Annotated in this window: 17 protein-coding genes; 7 read left to right on the plus strand and 10 right to left on the minus strand. The window is 60.8% G+C overall.

All coding sequences use genetic code 11. From position 1 onward, the window contains the following. Positions 1-130: 130 nt before the first annotated feature. The 3 genes from glk to BW995_RS00430 form a co-directional block, all read right to left on the minus strand. Positions 131-1,090, minus strand: coding sequence for a glucokinase (glk, locus tag BW995_RS00420; protein ID WP_076397978.1), 960 nt, complete (start codon positions 1,088-1,090; stop codon positions 131-133). A gap of 150 nt (positions 1,091-1,240) precedes the next feature. Beyond that, positions 1,241-2,092, minus strand: a complete 852-nt coding sequence (locus tag BW995_RS00425) for a transglycosylase SLT domain-containing protein (RefSeq protein ID WP_175616939.1) — start codon at positions 2,090-2,092, stop codon at positions 1,241-1,243. Between the two features lie 326 nt (positions 2,093-2,418). Further along, positions 2,419-3,480, minus strand: coding sequence for an IS630 family transposase (locus tag BW995_RS00430; protein ID WP_076397980.1), 1,062 nt, complete (start codon positions 3,478-3,480; stop codon positions 2,419-2,421). A gap of 347 nt (positions 3,481-3,827) precedes the next feature. Here BW995_RS00430 and BW995_RS00435 point away from each other — a divergent pair, with 347 nt between their 5' ends. Together BW995_RS00435 and BW995_RS00440 are read left to right on the plus strand one after the other, a co-directional pair. After that, positions 3,828-4,955, plus strand: a complete 1,128-nt coding sequence (locus BW995_RS00435; RefSeq protein WP_076397981.1) for a phosphoribosyltransferase-like protein — start codon at positions 3,828-3,830, stop codon at positions 4,953-4,955. Positions 4,956-4,990: 35 nt separating this feature from the next. Then, positions 4,991-5,587 carry an NADAR family protein gene (locus BW995_RS00440; RefSeq protein ID WP_084194551.1) on the plus strand — a complete coding sequence of 199 codons (597 nt, stop codon included), beginning with the start codon at positions 4,991-4,993 and terminating at the stop codon, positions 5,585-5,587. A 53-nt stretch (positions 5,588-5,640) separates the two neighbouring features. On the opposite strand, the gene BW995_RS00445 is transcribed toward BW995_RS00440, so the two are convergent. Both BW995_RS00445 and BW995_RS21300 read right to left on the minus strand, forming a co-directional pair. Then, entirely contained in the window at positions 5,641-6,126 is a 486-nt protein-coding gene (locus BW995_RS00445; protein WP_281251115.1) for an IS5 family transposase, read from the minus strand. Further along, positions 6,033-6,263 (minus strand): transposase, encoded by a 231-nt coding sequence (locus BW995_RS21300; RefSeq protein ID WP_084194552.1) that lies wholly within the window; start codon positions 6,261-6,263, stop codon positions 6,033-6,035. The genes BW995_RS00445 and BW995_RS21300 overlap by 94 nt, the downstream gene beginning before the upstream one ends. A 166-nt stretch (positions 6,264-6,429) precedes the next feature. On the opposite strand from BW995_RS21300, the gene BW995_RS00455 reads away from it, so the two are divergent. The 3 genes from BW995_RS00455 to BW995_RS00465 are packed head-to-tail and all read left to right on the plus strand — an operon-like array spanning position 6,430 to position 8,362. Further along, entirely contained in the window at positions 6,430-7,167 is a 738-nt protein-coding gene (locus BW995_RS00455) for a DUF6134 family protein (protein ID WP_076397986.1), read from the plus strand. Then, the gene (locus tag BW995_RS00460) at positions 7,164-7,922 is read left to right on the plus strand and encodes an SDR family NAD(P)-dependent oxidoreductase (RefSeq protein ID WP_076397987.1); all 759 of its coding nucleotides are present in this window, start codon (positions 7,164-7,166) and stop codon (positions 7,920-7,922) included. The genes BW995_RS00455 and BW995_RS00460 overlap by 4 nt, the downstream gene beginning before the upstream one ends. 5 nt (positions 7,923-7,927) lie before the next feature. After that, positions 7,928-8,362 (plus strand): nuclear transport factor 2 family protein, encoded by a 435-nt coding sequence (locus BW995_RS00465; protein WP_245821184.1) that lies wholly within the window; start codon positions 7,928-7,930, stop codon positions 8,360-8,362. On the opposite strand, the gene BW995_RS00470 is transcribed toward BW995_RS00465, so the two are convergent. From BW995_RS00470 to BW995_RS00490, 5 genes are read right to left on the minus strand one after another with little or no spacing between them, the layout of a single operon-like run. After that, entirely contained in the window at positions 8,363-8,908 is a 546-nt protein-coding gene (locus tag BW995_RS00470; protein ID WP_076397989.1) for a DUF3833 domain-containing protein, read from the minus strand. Positions 8,909-8,933: 25 nt separating this feature from the next. Continuing rightward, positions 8,934-10,340: an MFS transporter gene (locus tag BW995_RS00475; RefSeq protein ID WP_245821186.1), complete on the minus strand. Its 1,407-nt coding sequence runs from the start codon at positions 10,338-10,340 to the stop codon at positions 8,934-8,936. Beyond that, on the minus strand, positions 10,309-11,538 hold the full coding sequence (locus BW995_RS00480) for an SAM-dependent methyltransferase (RefSeq protein WP_076397990.1): 1,230 nt from the start codon (positions 11,536-11,538) through the stop codon (positions 10,309-10,311). The genes BW995_RS00475 and BW995_RS00480 overlap by 32 nt, the downstream gene beginning before the upstream one ends. 18 nt (positions 11,539-11,556) lie before the next feature. Beyond that, complete coding sequence (locus tag BW995_RS00485) at positions 11,557-12,351, minus strand: DUF1365 domain-containing protein (protein WP_139332702.1); 795 nt, start codon at positions 12,349-12,351, stop codon at positions 11,557-11,559. Further along, on the minus strand, positions 12,348-13,727 hold the full coding sequence (locus BW995_RS00490) for an NAD(P)/FAD-dependent oxidoreductase (RefSeq protein ID WP_245821188.1): 1,380 nt from the start codon (positions 13,725-13,727) through the stop codon (positions 12,348-12,350). Before BW995_RS00490 ends, BW995_RS00485 begins: the two co-directional genes overlap by 4 nt. Positions 13,728-14,008: 281 nt before the next feature. On the opposite strand from BW995_RS00490, the gene BW995_RS00495 reads away from it, so the two are divergent. After that, positions 14,009-14,599 (plus strand): sigma-70 family RNA polymerase sigma factor, encoded by a 591-nt coding sequence (locus BW995_RS00495; protein WP_245821190.1) that lies wholly within the window; start codon positions 14,009-14,011, stop codon positions 14,597-14,599. Then, complete coding sequence (locus BW995_RS00500) at positions 14,596-15,255, plus strand: ChrR family anti-sigma-E factor (protein WP_076397992.1); 660 nt, start codon at positions 14,596-14,598, stop codon at positions 15,253-15,255. The genes BW995_RS00495 and BW995_RS00500 overlap by 4 nt, the downstream gene beginning before the upstream one ends. Positions 15,256-15,370 lie beyond the last annotated feature (115 nt).

The following is a 15,370-nucleotide window of genomic DNA, read 5'->3' on the forward strand; positions in this document are numbered from 1 at the left end:
AATTCAAAGGAATGGGGTCTGGGGCCTCAAGGCCCCAGCGAGGTGTGGAGCAGCGCTCCACGTCCTTGCTGTCCTGCTGTCGTGTACAGTGACGTCAGATTGAACGCACGGCGCAACGCCACAGACATGGTCAGCCGATCACCCCGCGCAGCCCCACCAGTGCCGGATAAGGGTGGACGACCACGTCACAGCGGACATCGTGCAGATAGGAGCGGAAGCGGCCCTTGTCCTCAAAGGCAGCGCGAAACGGGCTGGCCTGAAAGAACGGTAGAATGCGCGGCAGAATTCCCCCCATCAGCACCACGCCGCCCAGAGCACCGCTGCTGAGGGCCAGATTGCCCGCCACCGACCCGAGAAAGCTGCAAAACAGGGTCAGCGCCTGCTGGGCATGGGGGTCTGACCCGGCCAGCGCACGGGCAGTGACCTCGGCGGGGGCCAGGGCGTTTTCCATACCGCTCAGGGTTTGATGCAACAGGGCCAGACCGCTGCCGCACAGCAGATGCTCGGCGGAGACATGATCATCCTGCCCCTTGGCGCGCAGGTCGGCGCGGATGCGGGCCAGAATGTCGGCCTCGTCGTCGGTGCGGGCGGCCAAGGTGACGTGGCCGCCTTCGGTGGCGACCGGCAGCCAGTGGCTATCCGGGGTCGGCACCAGCAGGGCGACCCCCAGACCGGTACCGGGGCCGAGCACCGCAACCGGGAATCCGGCCACGCTGGAGCCCTCGCCAATGCTGACCCGGTCGGCGGCGGTCAGGTGCGGGCAGGCAAGGGCATTACCGACGAAATCATTGACCACCGTCAGCCGGTCCCAGCCCATCTGTTGCCGCAGGGCCTGCTGCGAAAAGGTCCATGGGCTGTTGGTCAGGGCGACCTGATCCCCCAGCACCGGGCAGGCAACGCACAGGGCTGCACGGCTGGGCGCGCTCGGGAGGGAGAGGCCGCCAAGATAAGCGGTCAGGGCATCGGCCAGCGACGGATGGTCTCGCACGGCCAGCGTTTGCTCGTGGTGCCAGCCGGGCTGTTGGTCGAAAACGATGGCAAAGCGCGCATTGGTTCCCCCAATGTCGCCAATGACGGCGCAGGTGCTCATGGGCTATCGATGATCCTTATCTGGTTAGGGCAAATCCCGAGCAGATGGGTTCATCTGCGGCGACGTATTTGCTTAAAATACAAGACATTATAGCATTTGAAGTGATCCAGGGAGAACGTAAAATGCTCTAGAGAAACGTGTCGGTGATGGTCAACCGTCGTTGCCGTTGCGCTCACGTTTTTCCTTCATGTATTGCGCCAGCTTTTCGGCCCGCCAACTGGTGGCAAAGGCCTTGGCGGCGACACGTTGCCGCTCCATCTCGATCCGGTTCTGCTCGGTCTGCTGGCGGCGCTGTTCGACGGCTGCCATTTGGGCGGGCGAGGGGGCATAGGGGCGAATCTGGGTGTTCAGACCAGCGGGGGAGCCCATCGGAACGCGCGCCTGCGCAAAAGCCTGCGGCACCGATGGGCCGCCGGTTGGGTTGGCGATGTTCAGGGCATTCCATTCTTCGGCAATCTTGACCCGATAGCGGTTGGCGTACTCGGGAGTCGCGGAGTGATAACGGACGGCGGCAGCCTGCCACGAGCCGGTTTCCTTGAACAGATTTTGCAGGAAATTCATCGCATAGCCGACATTGACCGCCGGGTCAAAGGCCGCTTCGAGGCTGGGGAAGGCGTCGCCGTGGTAATACAGGTTGATCTGCATGCAGCCGACGTCAATATTGCGCACGCCGCGCCGTTGCAGGCGGTGGACTTCGGCTACCGCCTCTTGCTTGCTGGCGAAATAGCGGCCTTGCCCTTCGGCCATCACCGTCCACGGCCAGGCGGTTTTTTCCTGCCGGGCTTTATCGTAACGACCGGATTCAACAAATGAAATGGCTGTCAGCAGGTTGGCAGGCAGCCCGCCCATCACCCCCAGACGGTCGGTTTGCAACCGGCACAGCATGCCGTCAGACCCCAACGGCAAGGGTTGCTGCTGAGCGCGCACCGGGCTCGCCGTCAGCGCCAGAAAGGCACCAAGCACGGCAGCAGAGACGGCAACAAGGGACAAACGACGACGCATGGGCTGTCCTTCGGAATGCCTCGGGCTAGGGGGAGGCTCGACTCCTGATGATCGGTATCCCGCAATTATGTCCAACTGTCCATGCCAAACCGTTAACAGTCCGGGGGCAGGGGTAAAAAACCTGCGGGCGATCAGGGGGTGCGGATTTGCACAAAAATGTAACATGGCTGAAAAATGTGCTTGCAGGGCAGGGTGAAAACCATTACATTGTGCATTGCAGCAACACGGCGTCTCTGGCCGCTGCGTTGTCTGCCTTTCTTGGACGTTTCCTCCCTAAACTTTCAGGGGCCGCCATCTGTGCGGCCCTCTTTTTTCATATACTCTGTCTACGCCAAAACCCGGAAATCGTCAGGGTTTATGATGTGAAATGCATCTGAGACGAAATCGCGGATTCGGCCCCACTTTGACGGCAATGTGCGTCGAAAAAAGCCCGGAACGGCATCAACGAAGTCATTGAATGTCGGATAGAATTTGTTGTGCGTTACCGTTTTGTGGAGAACGGCCCATAATCGTTCGATGGGATTAAGGTTCGGCGCATAGGGCGGAAGGAAAATCAGATTAATCCTCTTTCCCTGTGTATCGAGCCATTCCCGAACCATTTTTGCATGGTGATATCGGGCATTATCGAGGATCACATGGATTTTTCGCGCCTCGGGATAGGCGTTGAGCAGGCGTGACAGCAAGGTGACGGTGGTCTCGGCATTCATTGCTTCGGCCTCGACCAGATGACAGGCACCGCTTTCCAGATTCAATGCCCCGTGCAGGTTCAGCCGCTGTCGGCCAGTTGTGCGCGACACCGCCACCGGATCGCCTTTTTTGATCCAGCCACGAGCGGGACGTGTCTGGTACTCAGGATGAACCGCATCGCAGAAAACAACCCGATCCCTAGCATCCAGACCATTGAGCAGCTTTTCGTAAGCCGTCACAAAGGCTTCCTGCTCCGCCACAGAGGGAAGGCGCGGTAAAGCCTTGGGATTGCGGTATTCAAACCCAAGGCGGGACAAGAGCTTTATCATCCCCGAGCGGCTGTAGCTGACCCCGCACCGGCTTTCCACAAGAGCGATAATCTCTGCTGTCGTGGTGTAAAGGCGCTCGGTCAGCGCATGGACGAGGGCAGACTTATCGGCGCAAGACAGCCGGGGGCTTGAGCCTTTCCAGCCAAATTCCGACAATCGTGCCGCCCCACCTTCGCACCATCGACGATGCCACTGGTAAACGGTGTCATCGTCCACATACATGATCCGGGCAACTTCCGGGACCGAAAGCCCGTCATCAAGCAACACGATCGCATGCGCTCTGCGCGCTGGACCGTGCACCCCGGAGGGACGACGGACCAACGCCAGCAATTCCTTACGCTCTGATGCGGTGAGAAAACCTGCCTTGTTCATCCTGATACTCGAATCCTTTTCCGCCGATCAGGCAACAGTTTTCTCTCAGGCAGGACCGCTTTCCGGGTTTCCAAGGAGGAAGGGTATATTGTGTGATGGATTAGTAATGTGATGGGTGGGTACAGCCACTACGTTACCGCCTTTACGTTACCGCCTTGGCCCATACTCGTAGTCGCGCGGCTGCCTCATAGCGGATACATTTTCCCTTGCTGACGGAGCACACATTGGTTTGTCGTAAGAAGCGATGCAGGCGGAAGGGCGTGATTATGTGATAAACACTTTAGAGTTGTTTTGGTCAGATATTTTAGCTATGCAGTATATTCTAATAAGGGGAATGGAGCCGTATTATGCCCGTCGCCGCCATTGCTGCTGAGAGCGAAGATGATATCGCAGATAGTATCGCGGATAAGATCAAAGACTATCGTGAGGGGGAGATTGATGTCCCGACCGGCGAACACGTTCGCCGCTGGGCCGGCCAATTTGATCCTCTTGTGCAGCGAAGCATTCTCGTGGAAACGCGGCATTTTCTGGAAAAGCGTTATATTTCAAAGGGTATTGCTGAAAATTTCATTTCTGGATTGAGTCGCAACAGTAATCTTGCAGGTAGAAACCCGGCAACATTCTGGGCTGGTGTCGGTTTTCTCAGGCTTCAAGAGCGAAGCCAGAGCCAGTGCGACATGTTGGCTATCTTGTCCGACGTGTTGTGCAATGCCTTCGGCGTGACCTGCGCGCGCCAGACGGCTGCCAATGGGGTGTACGTTTACATTGATGACGCTATCTTCTCCGGCAGGCAAGTGCTGGATGACCTGCGACGTTGGATCAATGGCTGGGATATTTCGGACTGCACCGTTCATGTGATCTGTATTGGCTCGCACAAGAGCGGACGATGGTATGCGGCACGCGAACTGGGAAGAATCGCGGGGCTTCGTCAGATCGACATTCGTTGGTGGTTTGACGCCGAGATTGAGGACTGGAGAAAAGAGGGGAACGGGGAAAAAGTTGATGTTCTCTGGCCGACCTATCCGCCTGGTAAGTGGTGTCTTTCCAAGAATAAGGGTGTTTATCAATATGTTCCCAGTGATCAGTATGTTAATAACTGGTGGACAAAATGCCCGGATGACGCCAAGAAGTTTAACCCTCGGCCGCCATTCAATGGTGAGCGAAACTTGGGCTTCGAGAGCGAAGCTGGCCGAGGGATTCTGGAACAGGCGTTCTTGCAGCGAGGTGCCTATATCTGTTCGCTTTCGGAAAATCCCAATAAAAATATGCACCCTCTCGGTTACCATAAGCTCAATGGCCCCGGTTGCGGTACCCTGCTGACCACATATCGGAATTGTCCCAATAATGCGCCGCTAGTCCTCTGGTGGGGTGACCAGGACGCCAGTTACCCGCTGAACCAGTGGTACCCTTTGATGCCGCGCAGAACACGTACCGCTAACCGGGTAGATGACCTTCCCGAGGAGAATGCTTTTTGATCGACGCGCATGGGAACGTCCGGTGCTATAAACGAATGGAATCCGCTACATTCCGGAAAGTCTCCGAGAAATTTGGTGGGCTGTCGAACATGGCCGGAGGTTTTCCGCTATCGGTTGAAGGCGTTCCCGTTGCGACAAGTGAGGCTTTATACCAAGCGTGCCGTTTCCCTCACAGGCCAGAAATACAAGAGCTTATATTGGCCTCTTCTAGTCCGATGACTGCCAAGATGAAGTCTAAGCCGCACCGGCGAGAAACTCGCCCTGATTGGAGCCTTGTTCGGGTGCCCATCATGAAGTGGTGCCTTCGCGTAAAGCTGGCCCAGAACTGGAAACGGTTCTCGGAACTGCTTTTGTCCACGGGTGATGTCCCAATTGTTGAGGACTCTCGAACGGATTCTTTCTGGGGGGCGAAGCCCGACGGGGGCGATTTTTTGGTTGGGGAAAACGCTTTGGGCCGCTTGTTGATGGAGTTGAGGCTGAAACTGCACGACGCACCGGAAGAGCTTTATGAAGTTCCACCTCTCCCCATAGCTCATTTCATGTTGCTGGGGCGGCAAATTGGTGTAGTTGGCCGGAAAGTTTACCCACCGGTAAATGAGATTCCGGTGCCACAGGGAACACTGTTCGGGTGATGGGAGTCTATGTCGGCTGACAACACGTGATAGACACTAGCAATTGTTGACATTCATCTTGTTCGGATGACGGTTGCTGCAATCTGGATCATGGCAGTGAATCTCTGGTCTGTCTTACAGGTGCGAGTGGCGATCCGCTTGAATTCTTTCAGTTTCTGAAAGAAATTCTCGATGAAATGCAGCAGCTTGTACTTGTCGGCATCGTGAGGGGCCGGGTTGAGACGCTTGGCTCTGGCTGGAATAACCACCTCGATTCCGCGCTCGCGCAGAATGTCACGCAACCAGTCAGCATCATAGGCTTTGTCGTCCAGAACGGCGCCGAAGCTCAGGCTGTCAATCAAGGCGGCCACACCGGTCGTTTCACCTCGTTGTCCCGGCATCAGGGAGAAGCGCACCAACTGGCCCGATTCATCAGTCAAAGCAAGAATTTTGGTGATCATGCCGCCTATACTTTTACCGATCGCCTGATTTTGGGTCCCCCTTTTGCGCCTTGACCGTGGCGATGAACCAGGACAATAGTGCCATCGACCATGACGTATTCGAAATCCGTATCCCCGGATAATTCTTTGGAAATACGGTCAAAGGCTCCATCCTTGATCCAGCGACGGAACCGCTTGAAGACTGAATTCCACGCCCCGAATTCTGCAGGAAGATCGCACCAATCCGCAGGGTTTATGCGGGGGGCGGGGAGAAAGACGTTTCCTCCCTAAATTTTCATGGGCCGCCATCTGTGCGGTCCTCTTTTTTTATTTTCAATAGTATACGCCTATAACCGCCCCGCCGGATGATCCAAACGCGGCCCGGCTGCGTAAACGAAGGAAAGACAATCTGGGAGATCGGCAATGTCCCTTCGTTTCCTGTTTACCGTGGTCCTGTTGACGGTGCTGCCGCTCAGCCCGACCCATGCACAGACTGATGCTTCCCCGGTGGCCCCAATCCCGCTGGCAAGAATCGTTGATCCTCTTGCCCTGTATGGCGATACGATCAGCTTTTCCGTTTGGCGTGACGGGCGTCAGGTCGGTTCTCACGTGACCCGCTTTACCGATACCGGCGCGGGTGTGCGGGTGGACAGCCAGCTCTCCCTCGAAATCCCGTTCCTGATGATCACCGCCTACCGCTATGACTACCGTTCATCGGCGCTGTGGCGTGACGGGGTGTTGGATCAGTTGAGCGCATCGGTCGATGACGACGGGGCGCTGTCGGCGTTTGAAGCGCACCGGGACGGGGAGAGTCTGGTGGTGGTCCGGGACGGCGCGACGGAGCGTTTTCCGCTGCCGCTCTATCCGACCGATCACTGGAATCCGCATGTTCTGGGGGCGACGGCGGTTCTCAATACCCTGACGGGTCGGCTCAATCAGGTGGCGATCGTTGACCGTGGGGAGGAGACGGTGGAGACCGCCCACGGCCCCCGCCCGGCCCGCCGCTATGAGTACACCGGCGATCTTCAGGCCGAGGTTTGGTATGATGAAGGCGGGCGGTGGGTGAAGCTGCGCTTTCAGGGGCGGGATGGATCGACCATTGACTATCGCTGCGAGCGGTGCCGTGTGGGCGATGCCCGGGCTGCGGAGGACAAGTCATGAGCAGCCGGATTGCGTGGGTCACCGGGGCCGGAAAGGGGATCGGGGCGGCGGTCGCTGTTGCGTTGGCCCGTGAGGGATGGACTGTTGCGGTATCGGCGCGGACGGCGGACGATCTTGAACGTCTGGCTCGGCAGGTGGGCGATGTGCCCGGCGGCATTCACCCGGTTCCCCTTGATGTCACCGACGAGGACGCTGTAGCGCGTGCGGTGGCCGTCATCGAGCAGACGCTGGGGCCGATTGAGCTGGCCATTCTCAACGCTGGAACCCATTGTCCGATGGATGTCGATGATTTTTCCTGCGCCACCCTGCGGCGCTTGTGGGAGGTCAACGTGATGGGCACCAGCCATTGTCTGGCCGCAGTGATGCCCCGACTGACCGCCCGGCGGCGCGGGCGGATCATGATGGTGGCCTCGGTGGCCGGGTACATTGGGCTGCCGACTGCTGCCGCCTATGGGCCCGGCAAGGCGGCCCTGATCAATCTGGCCGAGAGCCTGCATCCGGGGCTGAAAGAGCGCGGTGTGACCCTGCAACTGGTCAACCCCGGCTTTGTCAAAACCCCCCTGACCGACAAAAACGATTTTCCGATGCCGTTCCTGATATCGGCGGACACCGCTGCTGCCCGCATCATCGCCGCCACCCGCTCGCACAGCTTCGAGGTGACCTTTCCGCGCCGCTTTACCTGGATGCTGAAGGTGATCCGCTGTCTGCCCTATGGCCTGTCGTTACCGTTGATCAAAGCCATCACCAGAGGGTGACTGCCATGCACGCCGAGATGTCATCCCGCCTTGCCGTCTATGCCCGCGCCTTTGAAACCCTGTCACCGGGCACGGTGGCGGACCTGCTGGCTCTGGTTGATCCGGCGGTTCGTTTCAAGGACCCGTTCAACGATGTGACGGGCCGCGCCGCGATGGGGCGGATTTTACAGCACATGTTTGACACCACCGATCAGCCGCGCTTTGTCGTCCATCATCAGGCTCTCGACGGCTCAACCGGATACCTGCGCTGGACCTTCCACGCCCGCATCAAGGGAATCGGCGACTGGTCCGTCGAAGGCATGAGCGAGGTCAGGCTGTCCGGGGACGGGCTGGTCCTCGCCCATGTCGATTACTGGGATGCGGCGGAACAGTTTTACGAGCGCCTGCCTCTGCTGGGGGCGGTCCTGCGGTGGATCAAACGGCGCCTGACCGCGCGGTGATTATTCCTTCACCTGCCGGAAGACGAGGGTAACCTCCCCGATCTTCAGCCCCCATTTCGAGACTGTGGCCTTGTTCATCAGGATGCCGTCGTCCATCAGGATCATCCAGTCGTCAAAGGCGACCTGCCAGGTGCGGCCAGAGATCGGCAGATCAAGGTCATAGGTCCAGCGCAACACCGCCCCGGCCAGCTCGCCCCGCGCGGTCCCCACCACGTCATCGGCGCGTCCTTCATACAGGCCGTCGTCGGCCTTGCGGATGGTCCAGACGCGCTGCTGGGTTTCTCCGTCCGCATAGGAAAACCGCTCGTCAAGGACCAGCGCGCCCTCGTTGTTGAGGGTGCCGGTGATATCAACGGTGAACCGCCGCTGAAGGGTGCCAAAGCGGTCATGGAACAGGCCATAGGCCTTGGTTTTGCCGACAAAGTACTCTTCCAGCGACAACGCCGGGGTGGTTGAGGCGAAATCCTGAGGTGACATGGTGGTGCATCCTGTAACGATGGACAGGGTGGCGAAGATGACGGCGAAACGCCTGAGAGCACGAAACATGGGGTACTCCTGTATCGGTCAGCGCTTATTGATCACGGCTTGCAGAACCCTCTCCGGACAGACCGGACTGCCGCCGTGCCAGGCGTGAGACGATGGCCCGGTGGCGGCGGGGGGTGAGGGGGTGGTGCCAGATCAGCACGATGGCGGCGGTTTTCAGCACCACCGGCAGACCGGCATAGATCGCCAGCAAGGGCCAGACAGGGTCCGGCCCGTCCTCGATCGAGGGGGTGAAGCCCAGTGCCTCCAGCAGTGGCAGGCCGAGGCCGACAGCCAGCGCCAGCGACAGTTTGCTGGCCATCGACCACAGGGCAAAATAGATCCCGGCCCGCCGCTCGCCGGTCCGCCAGGTATCAAAATCAACCACATCGGCCTGCATCGCCGGGGGCAAGGCCAGATCGGCCCCCAAAGCTGCCCCGGTCAGCAGGCAGATCACCAGAAAGGCCAGGTCGTCTCCCGGTGCCAGAAACGGCACGACGGCAAAGGCCAGCACTGCCACGGCCATCGCCGCCGACCAGCTTCGCGGCTTCCCCCAGCGGGCCGCCGCCGCTGCCCACAGGGGCAGGGCCAGAATGGCGGCCAGAAAGTAGGCAAACAGCAATCCGTTGCGAGTCATCTCGTCGGTTTGCAGTCCATGGTCGAGGTACAGCAGAAAGGTTGCCGCCGGCAGACCGTTGGCCAGACCGTTGATGCACCAGGCGATCAGCAGGCGCATGAACGGGCCGTTGGTCCACAGGCTGAGGATACTCTGCCACCGACGCAGCGGAGGCCGGGCGGAGGTCTGGTTCCGGTCAGGCCCGGCGTCGGGCACCATCCATACCAGTGTCGCAAGGGTCACGCCGCCCAGCATCAGGGCCAGCCAGGCGATGGCCTGCATCGGCTCGACCTGATCGGCTCCGAACGCCTCCAGCAACACCGGCAGCAGACCCGCCAGCAGGATGCCTGCGACCATGCTGCCTTCCCGCCAGCCGGTAATGCGGGTGCGTTCCCGCTGATCACGGCTGAGGTCGGCCCCCCAGGCGGTGTAGGGAACGGCAATCAGGGTCCAGCCGAGGTAGAGCAGCAGGCTCCACAGTGCCAGATACATCTGCCCGGCGCCGGGCGGCGGAGAAACCAGCGCGACCAGCGCGGGCGCAGCGATCATGCCGCCCAGTACCATCCACGGCTTGCGTTGCCCCCAGCGGGTGGGGACGCGGTCGCTGAGATAGCCGACGACCGGATCGGTCACCACGTCAAACACGCGCGCCAGCATCAACGCGGCACCGGTTGCCGCCAGCCCCAATCCCACCGTTTGCGCATAGTAGGCCGGCAGGAAGACATAAACCGGCAGGGTCGGCATGGCGAGGGCGAGGGCCGGTGCGGCATAGGCGAACAGATGACGATGAGGCAGGGCGTTCATCACCTTATGGCCGTTCCAGCAGGAAATGGCCGACATCAATGGTTCCGGCCCGGAATCCTGCCTCGCAGTAGGCCAGATAATAGCGCCACAGCCGTTTGAAGCGGTCGTCATACCCTTGGGTGGCAATCACCGGCCACGCCCGTTCAAAGCTCTCGGCCCATGCCTGCAGGGTGCGGGCGTAGTCGAGGCCGAAGAACTGTTCTGCGGTGATGCGGAATCCTCCGCGGCTTGCCGCCTGCCGCAGTGCCTCCGGCGACGGTAACAGGCCACCGGGGAAGACGTATCGCTGAATGAAATCACAGCCCTTGCGATAGCTCTGGAAACGGTGATCGTCGATGGTGATCACCTGCAGGGCGGCCTTTCCGCCGGGGCGCAGGCGGGCTTGAAGGCTATCGAAATAAGTGGGCCAGTATTTTTCCCCCACCGCCTCGAACATCTCGATCGAGGCAATGGCGTCGTAAGTGCCGGTTTCATCGCGGTAATCGCGCAAGGCAATCTCGACCTGACCGGACAGGCCGTTTCGGGCCATCCGCTCGCTGGCATAGGCGTGTTGTTCGGTGGACAGGGTCAGCCCGGTCACCCGGCAGCCGAAATCCTGCGCGGCGATTTCGGCAAAGCCGCCCCAGCCACAGCCGATTTCCAGCACCCGCTGGCCGGGCTTCAGCTCCAGCATCCGGGCCAGACGCCGGTACTTTTCGCGCTGCGCATCGGCGAGGGTTGCCGTGTCGGGGGTAAAGCAGGCCGCCGAATAGCTCATGGTTTCATCCAGCCATTGCCGGTAAAAGGCGTTGCCCAGATCATAATGGGCCGAGATGTTCCGGCGGCTGCCCGCACGGCTGTTGGGCCGCACCAGATGCCACAGGCGGTTGACCACCCGGCTGAGCAGGCTGCCCGCCAGCGTTTCCTGCAGGGCTGCTTCGTTGAGGGTTGCCAGAGACAGCAAGCTGGTCAGGTCCGGGCTGTCCCAGTCGCCGTCCATGTAGCTTTCGGCCAGCCCGATGTCGCCGCCGAACAGCAGGCGGCGCGCCACCCGGTCGCTGTTGAGGGTCATGTGCCCATGGGGTCCGTCCTCGCTCCCGGCAAAGGTCATCGCCTGCCCATTCGGCAGGATCAGACGCAACCGTCCGTGCCGCAGGCGGTCAGCGGCGGCGATCAGGCTGCGCAGGGCTCGGGAAAGATCGGGGCTGACCGGTTCAGCCGACAAGGCAGAGGGTGAGCGGGTGTCAATCGGCATGGCGGATCACTCCGGCAGTCAGGGCTGTGGGGACCGAGGCACGATGGTAACGGCCTCTGGTGGCGGCGAGGGACGGGAGAAAAAGGGCATGCCCTTGCGCCACAGCTTCAGCGCCTCCCAGTGGATGCCGGCGACGACTTTCAGGGTCATCAGCGGATGGGTCAAAAGCAGACCGATCAGGGTCCGGTCGGTCAGGTCGCGCCGGTGGCCGATGAACCGGGCGTCGAGCAAGGCGCCCCCGGCGTTGGTTTCATGGATGGCGAGGATGGTTTTTTCTCCCGGCACCAGAATGCGGAAGTCGTAATGGGCGTCCATGGAGATGAAGGGCGAGACGTAAAACCGCTTGTCGCAGCCGTGGCGCACCACGCTGGACGCGGGATCGCTGACCGGCAACAGGTAGGTGTGGCGTTGCCCAAAGGTGTTGCGCACCTCGTAAAGAACCGCCGTCAGACGGTCGTCGGCGTCATGACAGAAAAAGACGGTCAGCGGATTGAAAACAAAGCCAAACAGACGGGGATAACACAGCATTCCGATCCGTCCGCCGGTGGCGCTGATGCCTGCCATGTTCAACTGTTCTTCCACCCACGGCCTCAGCGCCGAGCCGTCTGCGGCCCCATGGTCGCGGTCGAACAGGGAAAACAGATTGAACCGGTTGTGGGAAAACCAGCGCAGGGTGCGGTCAAGCTGCCCCAGTTCATCAATGTCCAGATAGAGGGAAAACACCCGGTATTGCAGGCGGTGAGCGGTGGGCTGGTGGCGCTGGTGCATCACCGACCCGACATAGGCACCTGATCGCAACGGCTCTGACATCATCGGGCCTCCGCCGTGGGGCGCCGGACGGGAATGCGGCCGGACTCGTTGTCTACTGACCATGGCCGCCGGACATCGCCCAGTTGCTCGGCGACGGCCAGACCGGATTGCAGGCCGTCTTCGTGGAAACCCGACCCGAAATAGGCACCACAGAACCAGGTGTTCCGCACCCCTTGCAAATCCCACAGGTGGTGCTGGGCTTCCAGTGCGGCGGTATCAAACATCGGGTGCATATAGTCAAAGGTGCGCTCGACGCGCTGCGGATCAGGCTCGATCACCGGGTTGAGGGTGACAAAATAGTCCCGCTCCGTTTCCAGCGGCTGCAGCTTGTTCATCCAGTAGGTCACGCAGACGTGGTTTCTGTCCGCGCCGTCCCGGCGGGTCAGATAATTCCAGCTCGACCAGGCATTCCGGCGTTTGGGCATCAGCCGGGGGTCGCGGTGCAGGACCGCCCTGTTTGCCTGATAACGAAAGGCCCCCAGCCGTTGTCGTTCCTGATCGGACGGGTCGGCAAGCAGGGACAGGGCATCATCGGCATGGGTGGCAATCACCACCGCGTCGAACCGGTGCTCGCGGCCTTGGCTGTCTGTTACCATCACTCCGCCGGTGACCCGGCGGATGGAGGTAACGGCATCGGCGAGGCGCAGCCCCAACCCTTGCCCGGACGCAGACCCGGCGATCAGGCGGTCAAGATAACGACGGCTGCCATGGCGCACGGTGCGCCACTGCGGGCGGTTGGTCAGTTGCAGCAGGCCATGGTTGACAAAGAACCGTAAAAACGACGTCACGGGATAGGCGCGCATGTCCATCGCCGGAGACGACCAGATCGCCGCTGCCATCGGCAACAGGTGGTGATCAACAAAGGCTGCCGAGTAGCCACGGGTGTCAAGGTAGGTGCCCAGCGTCATGACGTCAGGCAGGCGACCGGCGGCAAGATCACGCGGCGCTTCCTTGTAAAAGCGCAGCAGGTCGCGGGTCATGCGCCAGAACCGTGGACGCACCAGGTTGCTGCGCTGGGCGAACAGGCCGTTGATGTCCGACCCGGCGTATTCAAAGCCGCCATCGTCCGCCGACACGGCAAAGGACATGTCACTGGCGGCGGTTTCCAGATCAAGGTGATCGAACAGCGCGCACAGATTGGGATAGGTGGCCAGATTGTAAACGATGAACCCGGTATCCACCGGCACCGGCTTTTTCCCGTCGTCAACCATCACGGTGTTGGTGTGCCCACCGGCACGGCCCTCCTGTTCAAAAACCGTCACATCGTGCTTTTGCGACAGCAGCCAGGCGGCACTGATGCCCGAAATGCCGCTGCCGACGACCGCGATGGACTGGCGGCGGGGCTGTCCCGGGGGGAGTGGATCGGTCATCGCAGTCATCGGACAATCCTTCTGTGGCCTTTTTTGGTGTATTCAGCGTTTCTACGGCAGCCCGAAGACGCTGGATCACCACTTGCCGCTCTTTTTTTACGCCCCCATAGTCAGGGATGCGGCAGACGCTGCCGCCGCTCGGTCTTTTGACCAGCCGGATAAAAAAGTGCCGGTGAGTGATCCAGCGACCGCTGTGTCGCGTAAAGGACGGTATGAATGCGCCCCATACCCCATGCCCGCCCGGGCCCGAGCCTTGCTCTTCAGCACGCACCGTCTCGCCGATGGATGGCGTGACCGGCTCGCTGCCGTCGATGACGGCTGCGCAAGGCGCTGATCTGGTGATGGCCGTGGCCAGACAGCGGGACAAGGCTGCCTATGCGGCGCTGTACCGCTATTACGCCCCCCGCATCACCTCGTATCTGATGAAGCAGGGGGCGACGCTGAGTGAGGGCGAGGAGATCACGCAGGAAACGTTTTTGGCCGTCTGGAGCAAGGCCGATCAGTTCGATCCGCACAAGGCGGCGGTGTCCACCTGGCTGTTCACCATCGCCCGCAACAAACGGATTGATGCCTTGCGCAGACAGACCCACATCGAGGTCGATGACGCCGACCCGTTGCTGGTCCCCGAGGCTCCCGCCGATGGCCATGATGTTGTTGATGCAAGGGAGCGTCAGGAGGCCGTGGCCGAAGCCCTTGCCGCGCTGCCTGCCGATCAGGCGACCGTGATGCACCTGTCGTTCTATGAAGATAAAACCCATGCCGAGATTGCATCGGCGTTGAACGTGCCGCTTGGAACCATCAAGTCGCGGCTGCGCCTGGCCTTCAAGCGCGTGCGTGCCGAGATCGCCGGGCGGTATGGCTCTGCAGGAAATGCACCATGACCCATGATGCCCGTCACCATATCAGCGACGAACTGATCGTCTCCTATGCCGCCGGGGCCTTGTCCGAGGCGCAATGTCTGGCGATTGCCTCGCATGCCACCTATTGCCGTCAGTGCCGCCGCAGGATCGAAGACGCCGAGGCCCTCGGCGGGGCCTTGCTCGATGCCTTGCCAATGACCCCGGTTCCGCCGCCGGACGTTGATGCCCTGCTGGCCCGGCTGGAGGAGGGGGATGCCCCCCCACCGGAACGGCGTGATCCTCCTGTCTTGCCCACAGCGTTCGCGGGGCTGGTTGCGCCGCGCCCCTTGCAGGCCTTTCTCGCCAATCGTTCGTGGTCCCGGCTGGCTCCGGGGATTGAACAGGTCGTGCTCGGGACGCAGGGACCGGCCTCGGCGCGCCTGATGCGGTTTGCTCCCGGCATTCAGTTGCCTGCCCATGGACACCGGGGGCTGGAACTGACGCTGGTGCTCACCGGCAGCTATCACGACGTGACCGGAACCTATCGGCCGGGTGATCTGGCAGAGCTGGACCAGCGGGCCCATCACCAGCCGGTCATCGGGGCGGATCAGGACTGCATCGCTCTGGTGGTCACTGAAGCCCCGGCCATCTATGACCGGCTGATCTATCGTCTGTTGCAGCCGTTCATCGGGCTGTGAGTCTTGAATGTGACTCCACAGGACACGACAGTTGGGGGTAGTGCCCCCAAGCCCCTATTTTTCTTCAAAAATCAAATCAATGGGGTCCGGGGCCTGAAGGCCCCGGCGAGGTGTG

Origin of the sequence: Insolitispirillum peregrinum, from assembly GCF_900156605.1 — a bacterium.
Taxonomy (GTDB): domain Bacteria; phylum Pseudomonadota; class Alphaproteobacteria; order Rhodospirillales; family Rhodospirillaceae; genus Insolitispirillum; species Insolitispirillum peregrinum.

Excerpts from the sequence above, each read along its gene's own strand:
- glk (WP_076397978.1), bottom strand. The coding sequence starts at position 1,090 with ATGAGCACCTGCGCCGTCATTGGCGACATTGGGGGAACCAATGCGCGC.
- BW995_RS00425 (WP_175616939.1), bottom strand. The coding sequence starts at position 2,092 with ATGCGTCGTCGTTTGTCCCTTGTTGCCGTCTCTGCTGCCGTGCTTGGT.
- BW995_RS00430 (WP_076397980.1), bottom strand. The coding sequence starts at position 3,480 with ATGAACAAGGCAGGTTTTCTCACCGCATCAGAGCGTAAGGAATTGCTG.
- BW995_RS00435 (WP_076397981.1), top strand. The coding sequence starts at position 3,828 with ATGCCCGTCGCCGCCATTGCTGCTGAGAGCGAAGATGATATCGCAGAT.
- BW995_RS00440 (WP_084194551.1), top strand. The coding sequence starts at position 4,991 with ATGGAATCCGCTACATTCCGGAAAGTCTCCGAGAAATTTGGTGGGCTG.
- BW995_RS00455 (WP_076397986.1), top strand. The coding sequence starts at position 6,430 with ATGTCCCTTCGTTTCCTGTTTACCGTGGTCCTGTTGACGGTGCTGCCG.
- BW995_RS00460 (WP_076397987.1), top strand. The coding sequence starts at position 7,164 with ATGAGCAGCCGGATTGCGTGGGTCACCGGGGCCGGAAAGGGGATCGGG.
- BW995_RS00465 (WP_245821184.1), top strand. The coding sequence starts at position 7,928 with ATGCACGCCGAGATGTCATCCCGCCTTGCCGTCTATGCCCGCGCCTTT.
- BW995_RS00470 (WP_076397989.1), bottom strand. The coding sequence starts at position 8,908 with ATGTTTCGTGCTCTCAGGCGTTTCGCCGTCATCTTCGCCACCCTGTCC.
- BW995_RS00475 (WP_245821186.1), bottom strand. The coding sequence starts at position 10,340 with ATGTCGGCCATTTCCTGCTGGAACGGCCATAAGGTGATGAACGCCCTG.
- BW995_RS00480 (WP_076397990.1), bottom strand. The coding sequence starts at position 11,538 with ATGCCGATTGACACCCGCTCACCCTCTGCCTTGTCGGCTGAACCGGTC.
- BW995_RS00485 (WP_139332702.1), bottom strand. The coding sequence starts at position 12,351 with ATGATGTCAGAGCCGTTGCGATCAGGTGCCTATGTCGGGTCGGTGATG.
- BW995_RS00490 (WP_245821188.1), bottom strand. The coding sequence starts at position 13,727 with ATGACTGCGATGACCGATCCACTCCCCCCGGGACAGCCCCGCCGCCAG.
- BW995_RS00500 (WP_076397992.1), top strand. The coding sequence starts at position 14,596 with ATGACCCATGATGCCCGTCACCATATCAGCGACGAACTGATCGTCTCC.